A 14,661-nucleotide genomic window follows, 5' to 3' on the forward strand; every position below is an offset into this window, starting at 1 on the left:
CGGGACCGCAGCCCGGACGCCCGGGACCGGGCGGCTCAGAGGGCGGTGACCAGCCGCCCGATGCCGTCGAGGAACTCCTCCAGGGTGGCGGCGGCGAGCTCGAAGCCGCCGTCGGAGGAGGCCGTGGTCGACCTCCAGACCCGCCCGCTGTGCCCGGTCGCGAACAGGTGGCCTCCGCCGTCACTGCCGAAGACCAGCGCCAGCCGCTCGCCCTCGACGGCCGGGGTACCGTGCTCGCGGATGTGCGCCTCGACCGCCTGCGGCGGATGGACGAAGTAGCCGTTGTCGACGTCGGGCAGCGACGCCCGGTCGAGCACCGCGTAGAGCGTCGCCAGGTCCGGCGGGACCGGCAGCAGTTCGCCGAGCGCCGCCGTCGCCCGTCGCCCGGCGTCCGTCGCGGAGATCAGCGCGTTCTCGCCGGGCGGGAAGCCGTACCTCGCGGCGAAGGAGCGGGTGAACCCGGCGAGGGCGGCGCCGGTCTCCGCGCACCAGGTCCGGAGCCACCCCGGGTCGAGCTGCGGACCGGGCAGCGGGGTGGGGTTCCGGAGGTCGACGGTGACGGACCTGCGCCACCCGGCCCCGGGGCGGGCGGCGCAGGGACGGGCCTCCTCCGCGTCCTCCACCCCCTCCGCCCGCTCGGCCCGCAGTTCCTCCACCGCCCGGGCGCCCAGGGCGCGCAGCCGTGCCCGGCCCGGCTCGTCGAGCTCCTCACCGCCCGGGTGGAGGACGATGTGCCGGGTCCCGTCCTCGTCCTGCCAGCTGTAGCTCCGGTACTGCGTCGTCGGCTCGTCCACCGCCGGGAACCTCCGCTCCATGGCCGTCGGGTCGACCCACCGTAGGCGATGAGCCCGTTCCGGGGGGAAGCGCTTCACCCTCCCGGGTAGCGCCCGCAGGGGTGTGCGGGTAGCCGCCGGAATGGAGTGCGCGGCGGGCCGGCCTGGACGGGGTGGAGATCGGCCGGTGGCCGACGGGGCGTCATGCTGGGCCGGCCCGTCCGACCGACCGAGGAGACCGAAGTGAGCACCACCCCCGTGAACCGTTGGACCGTCAGCGCGCCGGAGGCCGGCGAGTACCCCGCCTGGCGCGAACTCTTCCGCGGCTACTGCGCGTTCTACCGGGTGCCGATGCCGGAGGAGAAGGCCCGGCTGGTGTGGTCCTGGCTCCACGATCCGGCGCACGAGCTGGAAGGCCTGCTGGCCCGGGACGCCGACGGGACGCCGGTCGGGCTGGCGCACTTCCGGCCGTTCTCCCGTCCGCTGCACGGCACGGTCGGCGGCTTCCTGGACGACCTGTTCGTCGCCCCCGAGGTGCGCGGCGGCGGGGCGGTGGACGGGCTGCTGGCCCGGCTGCGGGAGATCGCCGCCGAGCGCGGGTGGAGCACGGTGCGCTGGATCACGGCGGACGACAACCACCGGGCCCGCGGCAAGTACGACCAGGTCGCCACCCGGACGATGTTCGTCACCTACGACATGGCCCCCGAGGCCCCTGCGGCCGGGTCCCACCGAGTCAACCGGGGCGGATGACCGGTTCGCACGACCAAGTCGCCGGACACTCGTTCGGACTTTCTGTTATCGGCACTGCGCCGGGGGGTCTCCCAGGTGTCGGCACCCGACCAGCCGACCCGGACAGAAAGCAGTGGCCACGTGAACAGCGACGACAGGACGACCATCAGCCCGGTGACCGGCGGCGGGGACGGCGGTCACGGCCGCCCGGGCGGCCGGGCCGCGCGGCGGGCCGCCCAACGGCACCAGGGCCGCGGCCGCCGGGGGCGCGGACGTGGCGGCTTCGTGCCGGTGACGGCGGTGGTCGCCGCGGTGGCCGGGACCGGACTGCTCGCCGCGCTGGCCGGGGCGGGGTACGCGGCGTTCGACGGCAGGCAGTCGGACCGGGACCTCGCCGGCCAGGCGGCCGCGGCCGACTCGCTGGTCGCCGCCGAGTTGGGGACCCACGACGGCATACAGGTGCCGGGCGCCGGGGGAACCGACCCCTCGGGCGCCGCACTGCCCTCCGGCGGCCCGACGTGGACCGGCCCGGCGGCCACCCCGAGCGCGACCGCCACCGCGAGCGCCTCGGCCTCCCCGACGGCCGCGCCCACCACCACCACCGCCACCGCGAGCGCCCGGCCCACCGCCACCGCGAAGGCGAGTCCGACGGCCACCCGCACGGGCGCGAACGGTGGTGCCGGGGTCGCGGCCCAGCGGGCCGCCGCCGCCCCGGCGGCCGCCCCGGCGGGCGGCGGCCCGAACGCCTCGTACGCGCAGCAGGTCGTGGACCTGGTCAACGGCGAGCGCGCCAAGGCCGGTTGCGGCCCGGTCAGCGCCGAACCCCGGCTGGCGAGCGCGGCCCAGTCGCACAGCGACGACATGGCCGACCGCAACTACTTCGACCACGCCAGCCCCGAGGGCTACCACGCCGACCACCGGATCGAGGCCACCGGCTACCGCTGGAGCACCTGGGGCGAGAACATCGCCCGCGGCCAGAAGGACCCGGCGGCGGTGATGGACGCCTGGATGAACAGCCCGGGCCACCGGGCCAACATCCTGAACTGCTCCTTCACCCAGCTCGGGGTGGGCGTGCGGACCGGTGCCAACGGTCCGTGGTGGACCCAGGTGTTCGCCGCCCCGGCCTGATCGGGACCCAATGAGGGTTCCGGCCGGCCCCGGCTCCCACTCGTCAGCAGTAGTCCGATTTTCCGATTCCGCGCACATTGTTGTTATCTGATCACTCCCCACAGGTCTCCGAGGAGGCAGCGGCGGACGGAAACACGGCAAGACGGAGTGCGGACCATGAACGCTGATGTGCAGAACAGGACCGGGACGACCCTGGTACGCGCGGCGCAGGCAGGTGACCGGCAGGCCCAGGAGGCCCTGGTCGCCGCCTGGCTGCCGCTCGTCTACAACGTGGCCGGCCGCGCCCTCGGCGGCCACGCCGACGTGGACGACGTTGCCCAGGAGACCATGATCCGGGCCCTGGACGGCCTGGACGGGCTCCGCGAACCGGAGTCCTTCCGGTCCTGGCTGGTCGCCATCACCATGAACCAGGTCCGTCGCCGCCACGCCGCCGGACAGCAGCAGCCCACCGTGGGCGGTCTGGACGAGACCTGGGAAGTCGCCGACCCCCGGGCCGACTTCACCGACCTGACCATCCTGCGACTCGGCCTGTCCGGCCAGCGGCGCGAAGTGGCCGAGGCCACCCGCTGGCTGGACCCGGACGACCGCGAGCTGCTCGCCCTGTGGTGGCTGGAAGCGAGCGGCGAACTGTCCCGCGCCGAGCTGGCCGAGGCGCTGGACCTGAGCCCGCAACACGCCGCCGTCCGGGTCCAGCGGATGAAGAAGCAGCTGGAGGCCGGACGGGTCGTCGTCCGTGCCCTCGGCGCCTACCCGCGCTGCCCCCAACTCGCCGAGGTCACCGCCGGGTTCGACGGCACCCCGAACTCGGTCTGGCGCAAGCGGATAGCCCGGCACATCCGCGGCTGCGCCGACTGCGACGGCCTCGGCCGCGACCTCTTCCCCGCCGAGGGCCTGCTGGCCGGCCTCGCCATGGTCCCGATCCCCTCCGCCTCGCCCACCCTGCTGCACCTCCAGCACACGGCGGCCACCGCGGGGACGGCCGGGCACTCGGCCACGGCGGCGGGGACGGCCGGGCACTCGGCCACCGCGGCGGCCGGGGCCGGCACAACGGGTATGCCGGGCGCAGCAGGCGCGGGTGCGGGTTCGGGCGCCGGTTCGGGCGCCGGTTCGGGTACGGCCACCGGCACGGCCACCGGCTCCGGCGCGCACGGCGGTTGGGCCGGCGCCGCTGCCCGCAAGGCCGTCCTGGCGAGCGGCGCGGCCGCCGCGGTCGCGGTCACCACCCTGGTCCTGGTCTGGCCGAACCACAGCGAGCCGCCGAGCGCGGCCGCACCCGAACCCAGCACCCCGGCCGCCGCGGTGGACACCCCGGCGGTCCTGCTCGCGACCTCGGCGGCCACTCCCACGGCCACCCCGACGCCGACGCCGACCGAGACCCCGACGGCGACGCCCACGCCCACGCCGACCGCGACCCGGTCGGCCACCGCCGCGCCGCCGCCCACCCCGGAGCGGCAGTTGGTGGACCTGGTCAACGCCGAACGCGCCAAGGCGGGTTGCGCCCCGCTGCGGATCGACCCCCGGCTGCACAACTCCGCCCAGAAGCACACCGACGACATGGCCGCCCGCGGCTTCTTCGACCACGTCAACCCGGACGGCGTCCGCCCGGACGCCCGGATCACCGCGGTCGGCTACCGCTGGTCCCAGTGGGGCGAGAACCTCGACCGGGGCCCGACCACGCCGGCGGCCGTCTTCGCCCGCTGGATGGACGGCGGCATCCACCAGTCCAACATGCTCGACTGCGCCTTCAAGGACATCGGCGTCGGTATCGCCGCCGGCCCGGCGGGCACCCTGTGGACCCAGGACCTCGGCGCCCCGATGTCCTGACGGGCCGAGTCCCGCCGCCCGCCGCCCGCCGCCCGCCGTCGAGGCCGACACCGGCCCCGGCGGCGGGCGGCGGCGCGTCGGATTCCGGCCAAGTTCATGATGTGGCCATGCCACGCCTATTGGATCGTTCCAATCACGGTTAGGGTCGCACCAGCTCCACAACCCGGCGCCGCGCGGCCGTTCGTGCGGCGCCGCCCGGACCTGCCGATTGGACTGGTGTGAAGTGAACAGACTGCGTCACCGCATCCGCGGCCGACTCGCCTCCCTGGTCGGGGCGGTCGCCCTGCTGACGGCCGTCCTCACCGGTGTCACCGCCGCAACCGCGAACGCCGCACCCGCGAACGCCGCAAGCGCGCAAGCCGCAAGCGCACCCGCCGCCCCCGCCCGCGCCGCCGTCTCGGCCCAGGCCGCGGCCGGCATCGGGTGGATCTGCAACGGATCGCCCGTCACCCCGGGCTATGTCCTCACCGGTCACACGAACAACGGCTGCAACGGCGCCGGCATGTGGTGGCAGACGCCCGTCCGGGACGGGATCTGGACCTGCGCCACCTCCCCGATCCCGGCCGGGTACGTGCTCTCCGGCCACAACCCCACCGGCTGCGACGGCTACGACTCCTGGTACATGCGACTGCCCGTCGACGGCCTGTGGACCTGCGGCACCTCGCCGATCCCGCCCGGCTACGTGATCACCCAGCACGCAGGCAGCGGAATGGGCTGCGCCAACATCGACGCCTGGTACATGCAACTGGCCCGGGACGGCCTCTGGGTCTGCGCGGGCTCGCCGATCCCGCCCGGCTACGTGACCACCGGCCACAACATCAACGGCTGCGGCGGCATCGGTTCCTGGTTCGAGGCGGTCGCCAGGCCCGGCCTGCTGGTCTGTCCCAACGTGCCGATCCCGCCGGGCTACCGGCTCGGCAACTACAACGGCGCCGGCTGCAACGGCCTGGGCGGCTGGTACCTGCTCCGCAGCTGACCGCGACTCACCCCGACCGCGCCGGACACGCCCCTGGGGAGGGGAACCGCTCGACGGCCGCACCCATCCCCTCCCCGGGTCCCGACCCGCACCCGCCCCCGGGCGGCGCGCGGGGCCGACTCAGGGACCGCCCGGTTCCACCCCGGCGCGTCTCCGGCGCTCGACGCGGGTGCCGGAGACGACCGCCGCGGTCAGGCCGGCCGCGATGATCGCCTCGGCCCAGAAGAACGCGATGTAGTCGAAGAGCGAGCCGATCGGTGGCCCGCCCGGCGCCGCGTTGCGCAGGCCGACCAGCGCGAACAGGGTCGCCGCCATCCAGCCGAGGGCGGGCCACACCATCCCCAGGCGGCCCCGGTACAGCACCTCCGCGCCGACCATGACGGCCAGCGCCAGCGCCCACATCGCGCCGATCATGAACCAGACCAGGATCAGCGTGCTGCGGGCCCGGGTGGCCCGCGCGTCCAGGACCACCGTCCCGGCCGCCGGGCCGTCGGCGCGGGGGTGGACCGCGAAGAACGGGTCCGCGTCAGCGAAGACCAGGCCGACGGGTACGGCGCCGGCGCCGTCCGAGGCCGAGAAGCTGACGGTGAACCGGTAGCGGTCGAAGGGGTAGTCGGTCTCGGTGCCGCCGTAGAGGCCGGCCCGGACGAGTTGCGGCGTCGCCACCTCCCCGGGCGTCGTCCGCAGCACCGTCCTGGTGATCCCCCCGACCGTGATCTCCACCCCGCGGGTGAAGGCGGACGAGCCTGGGCTTTGCGCCAGGCCGCCGTGCGGAACGGGCACGACGAACAGCGCCAGTTGCGCCCCGCCCGGGTCGAAGTCCTGGGAGGCGACGTTGAGTTCGACCCAGTCGGGGGTACTCGGCGTCGCGAGCGCCCGACTCTGCTGCCGGGTCTCACGCTCGTCGAGGTAGAGCGTGACACCCGTTCCGCAGGCGAGGACCAGGAGCAGGACGGCGAGGGCGAAGCGGTGGCCGCGCAGCCTGCCGAGCACGCTCATCTCACGGCGCGATCTCGAACGCGGGCGGCTTGAGCCCCGCGAGGCAGCCCTTGTCCGGAGCGGTCGGGGTGTTGAAGAACGACCGCGTGATGGACTGCGCGCACGGGGAGTCGGCGAAGACCACGTGGGCGACGTAGGGGATGGTCAGTTCCGTGGACCGGCTCAGCGTGCGGGCGGCGTACGCCCCGCTGCTCGGTGCGGTCTGGGCGTCGAACCCGCCGGACAGCACCAGGGTCGGGATGTCGCTGCGCGTCACGTCCCGGACCGAGGCGTCGGCCGCCGGTACGTGCCAGGCCCGGCAGTCCCCGTGGAGGAAGGCGAGCAGCGGGGCGTTGGCCACCACCGACCGGGGGAAGGACGGAAACTCCCGGTGCCCGGCCCGGCTCACGTCGGCCCGGCTCTCGAACGGCGTCCACTCGCGGCAGAAGACCCCGTACGCGAGCCCGTGGGACATCCTCCCGACGGCCTGCGGGCTGAGCTTGCCGCCCGCCCACTGCTCGGCGACCCGCTGCGGCTTGCCGTGGGCCAACTCGTCGATGGAGCGGGGCACTCCGGCCGCCACGTGGGTGGCGGAGACCAGCCAGTTCACCAGGGCCCCGCCGTCCAGCACGACCTCGGCCGGCTCCGGGCGGCCCGGAACGGGGACGGTGGTGGTGACCGGATCGTCCTCCAGCCGGCTGACGAGGCGCTCGAAGGTGCCCTTCAGGTCCGGGTAGCGGGCGTTGCAGGCGGGCTGCTCGGCGCAGGCCTTGAACAGGCCGTCGAAGCCCTCGCGCGCCGCCTTCCAGGTCACGGCCCCGCCCGCCAGGGACGGCGGCAGCACACCGTCGATGCCGACCGACCGGATGCCCTTCGGGTGCAGGCGCATGTAGGTCAGGGCCAGGTCGGTGCCGTAGGAGATCCCGAACACGTTCCACTGCTCGACGCCCAGCGCCAGGCGCAGATCCGCGTAGTCGGCGGCGCTCTCGGTGGTGTCGTACGCGGCGAGGTCGGCCCCGCGGGCCGTCAGCTGGTTGCGGCAGGCCCGGGTCGCCCGGACGTGCTGGTGCCCGGTGGACCGCGCGTCGTAGACGAGGCCGACGGAGCGTGCGGTGAACTCGTCGACGTTGGGGCAGGTGAGCGCCGGATCGGCGGCGTAGGTGCCCCGCTGGGACATGAAGACCACGTCCCGGTCGCGGTTCAGGCCGCCGTTGAGCGCGAGCTGGATCTCGGAGACCGCGTCGTCACCGGGGCCGCCGGCGAGCCACACGACGGGGTCGTCCGCCGTCCGGTGCGCGGCCGGCACCACCGCGACCCCGAGGGTGATCTTCCGCCCGTCGGGTCGCTGCCGGCTCTCGGGCACGGTGAGCGTTCCGCAGCGGGCCCCCTTCAGTCCGGGGGCCGGGTCGGCGGTCCGCGGGCAGGGGCCCGGCTGGTAGCGGGCGTGGCCCGCCGTCCGGGCGACGCTGCCGAGGGGCTCTCCGGCGCCGGCCCCGGCTCGGGCGGGCGCCGCGGCGAGGCCGGTGACGAGGACGCCGGCCGTGGCCCCGGCCAAGGGGGTCAGGAGCCGTCGCACGGCGGGCCGGTGACGGGCTGGGAGGTGGGGGCTCATGAGGACTCCGGAGCGGGGGTGACGGTGAACGGTTCCGGGGCGAGCGCGGCCGCGCAGGAGGTGTCCGGCGCGGCCGGATCCGCCAGGAACGAGGCCAGGACGCGCTGCGCGCAGGGGGATCGGGGGACGACCCAGTGGCCCACCCCGGGGATCCGCACGGTGGTCGGGCGGGACAGCGTCCGAGCCGCGTACGGCGCCCAGGCCGCCCCGGACTTCGCGTCGAAGGTCCCGGAGAGGAGCAGCACCGGCACGTCGCTGACCGTGGCCACCCGCTGGACGTCCGTGCGGTCGGGGACGTCCCGGGCACGGCACACGCGGTGCTCGAAGGGCAGCTGCGGCGCCTGGGCCAGCACCTGGGCCGGCCAGTCGGGGAAGGCCTCGCGGCCCGCTTCCAGCAGGTCCCGGCGCGAGTTGTCCGGAACCCACTCGCCGCAGGCCACCGACTGGGCCAGTCCGTGGGCGGTCTCGCCGACGGGCGTCCTCGCGCCCGCGGCCCGGGCCCGGGCGAAGCGCTCCGGGTTCCCGCGGGCGAGTTCGTCGAGTGCCGCGGGGACGTCGACGGCCTTGACGGCGTTGGCGACCAGCAGGTCCACCAGGGCGCCGCCGTCCAGGACAACCTCCACCGGGTCCCCGCCCGAGGGCGGCCGTGCCGTCAGCCGCAGCGGGTGCGCCTCCAGCCGCCGGACCTGCCGGCTCAGCGTGCCCGGCAGGTCCGGGTAGCGGCTCCCGCAGGCGGGCTGGGCGGCACAGGCCGCGAGGACCGCCCCGATCCCCTCCCGGGCGCTGTCCCAGGTCCACGGCAGGCTCACGACGTCCGGGGGCACCACCGAGTCGATCGCCACCGAGCGGATCCCCTCCGGGTGGCGTCGCAGGTAGGTCAGGGCCAACTCGGTGCCGTACGAGTACCCGTAGACGTTCCACCGGGCAATGCCCAGCGCCTTGGCGTCCCCGCCGGGCCCCCCTTCCATGAACACCACCGGGTCCCCGGCGGGCCGGGCCGAGGTGGCCGGGAGGACCGCGACCGCCGGCCGGATGGTCCGCGCGCCGCGGCCGACGCGGTTCTCGGGCACCTCCAGCATCCCGCAGTGCCCGGGGACCGGCTCGGGAGTCCTCGGGCAGGGGCCGGGCACGAACCGCGGCGGGGCTCCCGGCGGGGGGCCGCCGACGGGCGGCGACACCGCGCCCGCCGGCGTCGGACCGCCCGCCCCCAGGAGGGCCGGCGCGGCCGCGGCCAGGGCCCTCCCGGTCCGTGCGCCCTGGTGGCGCCGCCGCCCGGACCGGGGCCGCGGCCGTATTCGTCCGGGGGCACCGCTCCCGTGGACGGACGGCGTGCCGCCCGGGCTGTCGCCCTGTCCCAGCATGAGGTCTCGTCTCTCTCAGGACCCCGGAGGGGCGGCGCCGCGTGATTCCGGCAGCCGCCGCACAGTTCGCACGGGGATCGCGTAGCCCAGCCTGGGGCTACGGGGAGACGTCCACCACTCGTGGGCTCCACACGGAGGAGCCCTTCGCGCCCGGAAGGCGACGACCTACGCGGGCGTGACCGGGACCAGGCCGTCCGCCGTACCGGTCACGAACCCGGTGGGGTGGCCGACCACGCCGCCCGCGTCGCCGACCTGGCCGGGGACCGCGCCCGGCACGCCGGTCAGCGGAGCGGGGAGCCCCTCCTGGCCGCCGACGGCACTGGCGTGCGCACTCGGCGCGGTGAGGGAGGCCACGAAACCGACCGCGATCGAGGCGACGGCGAGCATGCTGCGCTTCTTCATGGCCGGTCCAACGACCGTGCGCCGCAAGGGTTACGGCTGGATCCGTCCGTTCCGCCCCAGCGGATCGGCGTCCCGGCGTCGCCCATCACCACCACCGGGTGCAGGGCCGGGTCCAGGGCGAGCAGCAGCTCCCGCATCCGCGCCTCACTCGTGCTCACGCAGCCGTGGGTCGGCCCGCCGTGGTCGACGTGCAGCCGGATCCCGCCGCCGTACCGGTCGCCGCGCGGGCGGCGCGGGTCGAGCGGAGCCGGGGACGCGGTTGTCGTCGATGGTGACCACGTAGTCGAAGGACCCTTCCGGCGGCTCGCCCTCGAAGCCGGTGCCCGAGACCGTGAAGTCCTCGGAGCGGCTGTACGGCAGTCGGCTGCGCGGGTCGGGCAGGAGGCCGCCCTCGTCGCGGGAATGCGCACCCGGCCCCGTGACGGGCCCTCGGAGGCCGCCGGAGCGTTGGACGGCCCGCGTGCCGGCCGGGGCCAGGCCGGGCGGCAGGCGGGCCGTGGGGACCACCATGGCCTGCCGGGCCGGGCACGGCCAGGGGCGCACGGGGGCGCCCGGGGTCGCAGCGCGGCGCGATCGGGCGGGCGAATCGCGGCAGAGCGTCCGAAAGCCGATCAGAGTCCGCGAAGCGCGTCGGATCGTCCGCTTTCCCACCGTCGCGCCGGTCCCCGCTGCCGTGCGCCGGCGGCCGGGGCGTCCGCCACCGGAGCCATCGGCGCGACCGCGGTCTCCGAGGCGGTGCGCACGGAAGCGCGGGAACCGTGCACGACGTACCGGGCACGTACCCTGACTGTCCGTCAGCCGCTGCCGAACGGCTTCGGCCCGAACCGTGACGACACGCGGACATCCCCCGTACGGACCACGTTGCTGGCGGCGCCCCCGGGACGGGGGTTAACGTTCGAAGTGCTTCGTCCCCTGACGGACGGGGCCACGGCCGTCGGAGAACCTGGCCAGGTCCGGCGGCCGTACTTCTGTGCTCCGACGCTTCCCCGGCGCCCTGACGGCTCCCCGGGCGCAGCCCGTAGGCTGGCGCCCGAGAGGACGCCCGCGATCCGGATGCCAGGAGCCCCCGTGACCAGCCCCGCTTCACCCGTACTGGTGATCGGCGAGTGCGTCGCCGACATCGTCCGCACCGACGGTGCCCCCGACACCGTGCACCCCGGCGGCAGTCCGGCGAACCTGGCGTACGGCCTGGCCCGGCTGGGCCGTCCGGCCGTGCTGCTCACCGAGCTCGGGCCGGACGCCAACGGGCGGCTGATCCGCGCCCACCTGGAGTCGGCCGGGGTCGAGGTCCGCGCCGCCGAGGTGGCCCGGACGCCCTCCGCGGTGGTGCGGCTGGACGGCCAGGGGCGGGCCCGGTACACCTTCGACATCGGCTGGACCCTTCCGCCGACCGAGCTCTCCGAGGCGCCCGCCGCGATCCACCTCGGCTCGATCGGCGCGGTCACCGAACCGGGCGCGGCCGCGGTGCTGGCCCTGGTGCGGCGGTGGCGGGGCCGGGCGCAGGTCAGCTACGACCCGAACGTGCGCCCCGCGCTGATGGGCGGACACGCGGAGGCCGTCCGCCGGGTCGAGCGCTGCGTGGCGCTCAGCGACCTGGTCAAGGCGAGCGACGAGGACCTCGCCTGGCTCTACCCGGGCGAGCCGGTCGAGGCCGCCGCCGAGCGCTGGCTCGCCCTGGGCCCCGCCGTGGTCGCCGTGACCCTCGGTGCGGAGGGCGCCGTCGCGCTCACTGCCGGGGGCCGCCGGGAGCGGGTGGCGGCCGTGCCGGTGCCGGTCGCGGACACCGTCGGGGCCGGCGACTCCTTCATGGCCGCCTTCCTGCACGCCCGCGCCTGCGGCGCCGACCTCGCCGACTGCCTCACCCGGGCCGTCACCGCCGCCGCCGTGACCGTCTCCCGCCCCGGCGCCAATCCGCCCTCGGCCACCGAACTGGCCGACGCCCTGGGGCGCCACGCGGACGCTGACGCGGGGTAGCGAGCCGGTCAGGCGGCCGGGGTGAGGTCCTTGCCGTACCACACCTCGGAGTAGGGGCCGCTGTTGTACGCCGGTATCTCCCGGTAGCCGTGGCGCAGGTACAGGGCGCGGGCCTCGACCAGGTCGAGGCGGGTGTCGAGGACGATCCGCTCGGCGCCCATGCCACGGGCGGCCTCGTCGACGGCGGCGAGCAGCCGGGCACCGCCGCCGGTGCCGCGCAGGCCGGGGCGGACGAAGACCCGGGTGAGCTCGACGGTGGTGGCGTCGTGGCGCCGCAGGCCGGCGCAGGACTGGGCGGCGCCGTCGAAGCGGCCGAGCAGGAAGAGGCCGCTGGGGGCGGCCAGGTCGTCGCTGGGGGAGTCGGCGAGGCCGGCCTCCAACTGCTCCGGGGTGCCCTCCCGGCCCAGGTGGAGACGGTAGTAGCGGTTGGCCACGTCGTAGTAGTACTCGCGCAGCAGCGCCTCGGCCTCGGGGGAGGTCACGTCGGCCGTGGTGACGGTCCAGAGGTCGGAGCGGCTGCGGGCGGTGTCGGTCATGCGCGCATGATCCACTCCCGGGTGCCGTGGCCGCAAAGGGTTTTCGTGCCGGTTGCGGTGGATTCGGCAAAGGAACGGCAAGGCGACCGGCGTGCCGTTGCCCCGGGTGGGTGACGGGGGGATTGGCGGAGGCATACGGCGGGGGAGCAGTAGCAGCTATGAACGGACCATCAGTTTGTCACATTGGCGGGGGTTCGAGGACGAGTCAGAAGCGGACCGGCCTGCTCGCCGCCGTCTGCCTCACCGCCGTGGTCGCGGGTTGCGCCGCCCCCGCCGCCCAGCCGAAGCCCGCCCCGGCCGGCGGAGCCTCCGCGGTGCCGGGGGCCGTGCCGCTGAAGCTCCCCGGGCTGGCCCGCCAGGAGGAGGAGACCAGCGGCGAGGCGGCCGCCCGCCAGGCGGACGCGGCCCGCGCCGCGCTGGAGACCGCACAGCACTGGGGCCTCGACCGCCCGCCGCTGAAGGCCCCGCCCCGCCCGGCGGCCAGGACCGTGCTCACCCCGGTGCAGGGCGTCAAGCTGAAGGACGGCCGCCCGCCCGTGGTGTTCCGGGTGCCGACCCAGGAGAAGGTGGTCTTCCTGACCATCGACGACGGCCACGAGAAGGACCCGGAGTTCTCCCGGATGGCCGAGGAGCTGGGCATCCCGTTCAGCGCCTTCCTCTCCGACTACCTCGTCCGCGACAACTACGGCTACTACCGGGACCTGCACAAGCAAGGCGTGGAGATCAACAACCACACCATCAACCACCGCAACCTCAAGGTCCTCGACTACGAGACCCAGCGCCAGGAGATCTGCAACCAGCAGGACCAGCTGGAGCAGCAGATCGGCGTCCGCCCCCGGCTGTTCCGGCCGCCCTACGGCGAGTACAACGACGACACCCTGCGCGCGGCCGCCTCCTGTGGGGTGCAGGCGGTGCCGCTGTGGAACGAGGAGGCCTTCCCGGACCACATGGAGTGGCGCTACGACGACCGCAAGCTCCACCCGGGCGACATCATCCTCACCCACTTCCGCGGCACCTCCGACTGGAAGGCCACCATGCCCGACCTGCTGCGCAAGGTGGTCAACGACGTCACCGCGGCCGGATTCTCGCTCGGCCGCCTGGACGACTACCTGTAGACGACCACCCGCGGCGGCGACCTCAGCCGAGCGAGAGGGCGTCGAGGTACACCCAGGCGCCCTCGTGCCGGACGAACCGGCTGTGCTCGCTGAGCACGCCCTCCTCGCCGCCCTCGGTCCAGTGCGCCCGGAAGGCGACGGTGCCCTCGGCGTGGAAGGCGCCGCCCTCGCTGGTGGAGACCACCTCCAGCCGGGTCCAGCGCAGCGCCGGGTCGAAGTCCACCTCGGCGGGCCGGGTGTCCGGGTGCCAGGTGCGCAGCAGGTAGGCCTCGTCCTGGGCGGCGAAGGCGCTGAACCGCGAGCGCATCAGCGACTCGGCGGTGGTGGCCTTCGCCTGGCCGCGGTGCAGTCGGCCGCAGCAGTCGCCGTAGCAGGCGGGCAGGCCGCACGGGCACGGGGAGGAGGGCAGCAGCCGGGGAGCGGCGGGGCGGGGCGCGGAGCGACGTCGGGACATGCCGTCCATTGTCCCCCACGGCCGGTGGCCGCACGCGGGCCCGCCCCTCCCGGTCGGGAGGGGCGGGCCCCGGTGGCGCTACTTCGCCCGCTGGAAGGAGTAGTTGAACTCGGCGCTGCCGAAGTGGCCCATCATCCGCAGCCAGAACGGCATCATCATCTCGGTCGCCCGGGCGCCCGTGATGTCCCCGAGGTCGACGATCCATTCGGCCGGCCAGCCGAACTCGCCCAGCAGCGCGACCGTCTCGGCCTTGGCGCCGGCGTCGTTCCCGGCGATGAACAGGTTGTGCTCACCGGCCAGCTTGGCCGGCTCGACCATCAGCGCGCAGTTCAGCGTGTTGAGGGCCTTCACCACCCTGGCGTCGGGGAACTCGCGCTGGATCCGCTCGCCGATGCTGTCGGTGTTCACCGGGTCGAGGGTGACGACCCCGTCGGGGCCGAACACCAGCGGGTTGGAGACGTCGATCAGCAGCTTCCCGGCGAGGTGCTCGGCCCCGGCCGCGCGCAGCGCCGCGAGGGAGACCGTCCCGCCGGTGGCGTTCAGCACCACCTCGCCGAAGGCCGCCGCCTCGGCGAAGGTCCCGGTGCTCCCGCCGGGGACGGCCTGCTGCGCCCAGGCCGTCCCCTTCTCGTTGTCCTTGCTCCGGGAGCCCAGCATCACCTGGTGGCCGAGGGCGACCAGCTTGGTCCCCAGGGTCTGTCCGACCATGCCGGTGCCGATGATTCCGATGCGCACGTCTTCCCCGTTCCGTCCGGTGCCGGCCGGTCCTCGTGGAGCAGCCGCGACGACCATAGTTGAC

At 75.2% G+C, this 14,661-nt stretch carries 14 protein-coding genes and 1 pseudogene; 6 read left to right on the top strand and 9 right to left on the bottom strand.

The genetic code is table 11. The features are described 5' to 3' along the window. Positions 1-35: 35 nt before the first annotated feature. Positions 36-794 carry a hypothetical protein gene (locus ACIRVF_RS17995; RefSeq protein ID WP_402818095.1) on the bottom strand — a complete coding sequence of 253 codons (759 nt, stop codon included), beginning with the start codon at positions 792-794 and terminating at the stop codon, positions 36-38. Positions 795-1,016: 222 nt separating this feature from the next. On the opposite strand from ACIRVF_RS17995, the gene ACIRVF_RS18000 reads away from it, so the two are divergent. The 4 genes from ACIRVF_RS18000 (at position 1,017) to ACIRVF_RS18015 (ending at position 5,430) form a co-directional block, all read left to right on the top strand. Beyond that, entirely contained in the window at positions 1,017-1,523 is a 507-nt protein-coding gene (locus tag ACIRVF_RS18000) for a GNAT family N-acetyltransferase (protein WP_402818097.1), read from the top strand. A gap of 120 nt (positions 1,524-1,643) precedes the next feature. Continuing rightward, entirely contained in the window at positions 1,644-2,630 is a 987-nt protein-coding gene (locus tag ACIRVF_RS18005; protein WP_402818099.1) for a CAP domain-containing protein, read from the top strand. 156 nt (positions 2,631-2,786) lie between these two features. After that, positions 2,787-4,454 carry a sigma-70 family RNA polymerase sigma factor gene (locus tag ACIRVF_RS18010; RefSeq protein ID WP_402818101.1) on the top strand — a complete coding sequence of 556 codons (1,668 nt, stop codon included), beginning with the start codon at positions 2,787-2,789 and terminating at the stop codon, positions 4,452-4,454. Positions 4,455-4,677: 223 nt separating this feature from the next. After that, a complete protein-coding gene (locus ACIRVF_RS18015) occupies positions 4,678-5,430 on the top strand; it encodes a hypothetical protein (protein WP_402818103.1) in 753 nt (250 codons plus the stop codon). A gap of 120 nt (positions 5,431-5,550) precedes the next feature. Here ACIRVF_RS18015 and ACIRVF_RS18020 read toward each other — a convergent pair whose 3' ends face one another. The 5 genes and pseudogenes from ACIRVF_RS18020 to ACIRVF_RS18040 form a co-directional block, all read right to left on the bottom strand. Continuing rightward, positions 5,551-6,429, bottom strand: a complete 879-nt coding sequence (locus tag ACIRVF_RS18020) for a DUF4436 family protein (RefSeq protein WP_402818106.1) — start codon at positions 6,427-6,429, stop codon at positions 5,551-5,553. A gap of 1 nt (position 6,430) precedes the next feature. After that, entirely contained in the window at positions 6,431-8,020 is a 1,590-nt protein-coding gene (locus ACIRVF_RS18025; RefSeq protein ID WP_402818109.1) for an alpha/beta fold hydrolase, read from the bottom strand. Continuing rightward, positions 8,017-9,099: an alpha/beta fold hydrolase gene (locus ACIRVF_RS18030; RefSeq protein WP_402818112.1), complete on the bottom strand. Its 1,083-nt coding sequence runs from the start codon at positions 9,097-9,099 to the stop codon at positions 8,017-8,019. The genes ACIRVF_RS18025 and ACIRVF_RS18030 overlap by 4 nt, the downstream gene beginning before the upstream one ends. Positions 9,100-9,546: 447 nt before the next feature. Beyond that, positions 9,547-9,783 carry a hypothetical protein gene (locus ACIRVF_RS18035; RefSeq protein WP_402818115.1) on the bottom strand — a complete coding sequence of 79 codons (237 nt, stop codon included), beginning with the start codon at positions 9,781-9,783 and terminating at the stop codon, positions 9,547-9,549. A 68-nt stretch (positions 9,784-9,851) separates the two neighbouring features. After that, a pseudogene (locus tag ACIRVF_RS18040) lies at positions 9,852-10,224 on the bottom strand (hypothetical protein); the annotation flags it as partial. Positions 10,225-10,851: 627 nt separating this feature from the next. On the opposite strand from ACIRVF_RS18040, the gene ACIRVF_RS18045 reads away from it, so the two are divergent. Beyond that, a complete protein-coding gene (locus ACIRVF_RS18045) occupies positions 10,852-11,757 on the top strand; it encodes a carbohydrate kinase (RefSeq protein WP_402818118.1) in 906 nt (301 codons plus the stop codon). Between the two features lie 8 nt (positions 11,758-11,765). On the opposite strand, the gene ACIRVF_RS18050 is transcribed toward ACIRVF_RS18045, so the two are convergent. After that, complete coding sequence (locus ACIRVF_RS18050; protein ID WP_402818121.1) at positions 11,766-12,293, bottom strand: GNAT family N-acetyltransferase; 528 nt, start codon at positions 12,291-12,293, stop codon at positions 11,766-11,768. A gap of 158 nt (positions 12,294-12,451) precedes the next feature. Between ACIRVF_RS18050 and ACIRVF_RS18055 the strand changes: the two genes are divergently transcribed. Continuing rightward, complete coding sequence (locus ACIRVF_RS18055) at positions 12,452-13,408, top strand: polysaccharide deacetylase family protein (protein WP_402818124.1); 957 nt, start codon at positions 12,452-12,454, stop codon at positions 13,406-13,408. A gap of 22 nt (positions 13,409-13,430) precedes the next feature. On the opposite strand, the gene ACIRVF_RS18060 is transcribed toward ACIRVF_RS18055, so the two are convergent. Both ACIRVF_RS18060 and ACIRVF_RS18065 read right to left on the bottom strand, forming a co-directional pair. Then, a complete protein-coding gene (locus ACIRVF_RS18060) occupies positions 13,431-13,862 on the bottom strand; it encodes a YchJ family protein (protein ID WP_402818127.1) in 432 nt (143 codons plus the stop codon). Between the two features lie 78 nt (positions 13,863-13,940). Next, positions 13,941-14,597: an NADPH-dependent F420 reductase gene (locus ACIRVF_RS18065; RefSeq protein WP_402818130.1), complete on the bottom strand. Its 657-nt coding sequence runs from the start codon at positions 14,595-14,597 to the stop codon at positions 13,941-13,943. Positions 14,598-14,661 lie beyond the last annotated feature (64 nt).

Origin of the sequence: Kitasatospora sp. NPDC101157 (assembly GCF_044768255.1) — a bacterium.
GTDB lineage: Bacteria > Actinomycetota > Actinomycetes > Streptomycetales > Streptomycetaceae > Kitasatospora.